At 77.6% G+C, this 3,506-nt stretch carries 2 protein-coding genes; both read right to left on the bottom strand.

Going from position 1 to position 3,506, the window contains the following annotated elements; translation table 11 throughout:
- Positions 1–2: 2 nt before the first annotated feature.
- The gene (locus VR44_RS37635) at positions 3–1,904 is read right to left on the bottom strand and encodes a hypothetical protein (protein ID WP_245692830.1); all 1,902 of its coding nucleotides are present in this window, start codon (positions 1,902–1,904) and stop codon (positions 3–5) included.
- Between the two features lie 321 nt (positions 1,905–2,225).
- Positions 2,226–3,479, bottom strand: a complete 1,254-nt coding sequence (gene purD, locus VR44_RS37630) for a phosphoribosylamine--glycine ligase (RefSeq protein ID WP_045952171.1) — start codon at positions 3,477–3,479, stop codon at positions 2,226–2,228.
- Positions 3,480–3,506 lie beyond the last annotated feature (27 nt).

Below are 3,506 nucleotides of genomic sequence, written 5' to 3'. Positions count from 1 at the left end.
GTTCAGACCAGGCGGACGGGCTTCTCCGGGCGGACGCCCAGCTCCGCGAGCCAGTCGCGGAGGGGTTCCGGGTCGCCGTCCTCGACGAGGGAGAGGACCCGGGGGGCCAGGTCCGCGCGGCGCTCTCCGCCGACCAGCAGGACCGGGCCGTCGAGCCAGTCCAGGCCGGGGCCGGCGCCCGCGGAGTCCACGGCGGCGCAGCAGACCAGGGCGGTGACGTGGTCGGCGAGCAGGTCGCGGCCGCTGCGCGGCGGCTGGAGCGGGAACAGGGGGAGGGTGTCGGCGCCCCTGCCGGGGCGGGCCTTGTGGGTGTCGGCGGTACGTTCCTCCCGCGCGAGGTCCCCGCTGAGCCGCCCGGCGAGGGCCTCCCCGGCGGCCCCGCCACCGGTGGGGTCCGTGAGGTAGCCGAGCACCCGCTCCAGGGTCGGGCCGCCGAAGGCGTCGGGGGGCTGGGCCGCCGCGAGGCCTCGCGGGTCGGCGGGAGCCCCGGTGTGGGCGGAGGCCTGAGCCGTACCGCGGCCGGACGGCCGTCCGGCGGCGGTGGCAGCGGGCTCCGTGGCGCCGGACGCGGCAGGGGCCATCAGGGGCGCGGGAGCCGACGGCTGCACCGTGCCGGACGCCGCAGGGGCAGCCTGGGCACGGGCGCCGACGCCCGGTGCGGGCGCGGCCTCGGCCCGGGCGGTGGTGGCCATCGCCGGCGTGGGCTTCGGGGGCCGGGCGCTGTCGGACGCGGTGCCCGGGGTGGCGGGCCGGTCCGGGGGCGCGGCCGAGGGGACGGAAAGGGCGTCCAGGGCGGCGTGGAGGCGGGCCGCCTCCGTACGCCACTTGCGGTCCACGACCTCCTCCGGGTAGGCCGCCCAGTCCACCGGCGACCAGTCCGGGCCGGCCTCCGCGGGGCCGCCGTGGAACAGCCGGGCCGCCAGCAGCGAGGCGGCCTCGTCGATCAGTCCGGGCTGCTCCAGCAGATCGCACGCGGGGCGCTCGCCGAGCCGCGAGGCGAAACCGTCCGCCAGCCGGTCGCGGCGGGACAGCTCGGTCAGGGCGGAGACGACTCCCGCGTCGAGGTGCGCCGGCCAGCGGCCCATCCGCCAGGCCGGCAGCGCGACCCGGGTCAGGAGCCGGTCCCAGCCCGCGTACGCGAGGCCGACCTGCTCCTGGGCGACGGTACGCGTCCCCTGGTCCACACCCTGTGCGCGGTCCGAGGCGGCCGCGGCCACCCCCCGCTCCATCTCGGCGGCGTCCGCCCCGCACAGCCGCAGCAGCAGCCGGGCGGGCCGGGCGACCAGCCAGCCCAGGCCGGGCCTGCCGCCGACGTCGACCGCGGCGTCCAGCCCCCGCAGGAAGCCCCGCGCGTCGGCTATGTCCGGGTGCGCGGAGGGGCCCGTGCCGGCGACGACCGGCGCGAGGAGCGCCCGTAGCTCCGCGACCCGCATCCACCACAGGAACGGCGAGCCGATCACCAGCACCGGCGCCGCGCCGGGCTCGGACTCCGGGCCGGTGGATATGCCGCGGCGGCGGTGCGCGCCGTGGCTGCGGTCCTCCAGCCAGCTGTCGCAGTCCGGGGTCAGGGCTATCGCGGAGGGCGCGGGCACGCCCATCCGGTCGGCCAGGTCCCGTACGAGCCGGTACAGGTCGGGCGCGGCGGCCTCGGGCAGCGGCACGGTGGGCGTCACGGCGGGGCTCGCCCGCAGCACCACGGCACCGAAGATCCCGCCCGCCAGCAGCACCAGCGCGGCCACCGCACAGACCGCCAGGGTCACGGCGGGCCAGGGGTCACCGGCCAGCCGGCCCGTCATCCGGGCGGTGACCAGCACCACCGCGACGGCGGTGGGCAGCAGCACGGCGGCCAGCGCCCTGCTGCGGACCCGCAGCACGGCGAGGGCCCGCGAGCGCGCGGACGGCACGCCCACTTCTGCGATCGAACCGGTTCCGGACACGGCCGGACCTCACCCCCTCTGCCCTGCGGCGGCTTTGCTCACTCCCCCACTGTGACACCCGCCACTGACATCGCAATGCCGGTGGGCCATGTGCCGGAATGCTTGCGCCGCACCCTAGTTGGGGCGCACGCGGCCGTCAGGCGGACAAGGGGACCATCACCCGATGGAATGGCTTTGGGCAAAGGTGGGTGCGCTCGAGCCCCGCTGGAGGCAGGCGCACGCGGGCGCACGCGAGGGCCCGGTGCGCGCCGTCGCGCCCCGGGCCCCCGATGCTCACGAGCCTGCTGGTCAGCGGCCTTCGGCCGCCTTCGCGGCGATGTCCGTACGGTGCTGGGAGCCGTCGAGCCGGATCCTCGCGACGGCCTTATACGCCCTCTCGCGCGCCTGCGCGAGGTCCTGGCCGGTCGCCGTCACGGACAGCACGCGGCCGCCCGCGCTGACGACGGAGTCGCCCTCCTGCCGGGTCCCGGCGTGCAGCACGTACGCCTCGGGGCCGTCCTCGGCGGCCACCTCGGCGAGGCCCTCGATCGGGTCGCCGGTGCGCGGGGTGCCGGGGTAGTTGTGCGAGGCGATGACCACCGTGACGGCGGCCTCGTCGCTCCAGGTCAGCGGCGGCAGCGCGTCCAGGGTGCCGTTCGCGGCGCCGAGCAGCACGCCCGCGAGGGGGGTGCGCAGCCGGGCGAGGACCACCTGGGTCTCGGGGTCGCCGAAGCGGGCATTGAACTCGATCACCCGGGTGCCGCGGCTGGTGAGGGCGAGGCCGGCGTAGAGCAGGCCGGAGAAGGGGGTGCCGCGGTGGCGGAGCTCGTCGACGGTCGGCTGGAGGACGGTCTCCAGGACCTCCTCGACCAGCTTCGGGTCCGCCCACGGGAGCGGGGAGTACGCGCCCATGCCGCCGGTGTTGGGGCCCTGGTCGCCGTCGAGCGCGCGCTTGAAGTCCTGCGCGGGCTGGAGCGGCAGCACGGTGACGCCGTCGGTGATGGCGAAGAGGGAGACCTCGGGGCCGTCGAGGTACTCCTCGATGACGACGCGGTCGCAGCCGGCGGCGTGCGCGCGGGCCGCCTCGCGGTCCTCGGTGACCACGACGCCCTTGCCGGCGGCGAGGCCGTCGTCCTTGACCACGTACGGGGCGCCGAAGGCGTCCAGGGCCGCGTCGACCTCCTCGGCGGTGGTGCAGACGTAGCTGCGGGCGGTCGGGACGCCGGCGGCGGCCATCACGTCCTTGGCGAAGGCCTTGGAGCCCTCCAGCCGCGCCGCCTCGCGGGACGGGCCGAAGACGGGGATGCCGGCCGCGCGGACGGCGTCGCCGACACCGGCGACCAGCGGCGCCTCCGGGCCGACGACGACCAGGTCGGCGCCGAGTTCGCCGGCGAGCGCGGCGACCGCGGCGCCGTCGAGGGCGTCGACCGGGCGCAGCTCCGCCACCTCGGCGATGCCGGCGTTGCCGGGGGCGCAGTACAGCGCGGAGACGTCGGGGTCGAGGGACAGAGAGCGGCACAGGGCGTGTTCGCGGGCGCCGCCGCCGATGACGAGGACCTTCACGCCGCCCAGGGTAGCCCGGACGGCGTG

Origin of the sequence: Streptomyces katrae, from assembly GCF_000966975.1 — a bacterium.
Classification (GTDB): domain Bacteria; phylum Actinomycetota; class Actinomycetes; order Streptomycetales; family Streptomycetaceae; genus Streptomyces; species Streptomyces katrae.
The sequence above is the reverse complement of the archived record's forward strand: the minus strand, read 5'-3'. Positions and strand labels throughout refer to the sequence as shown.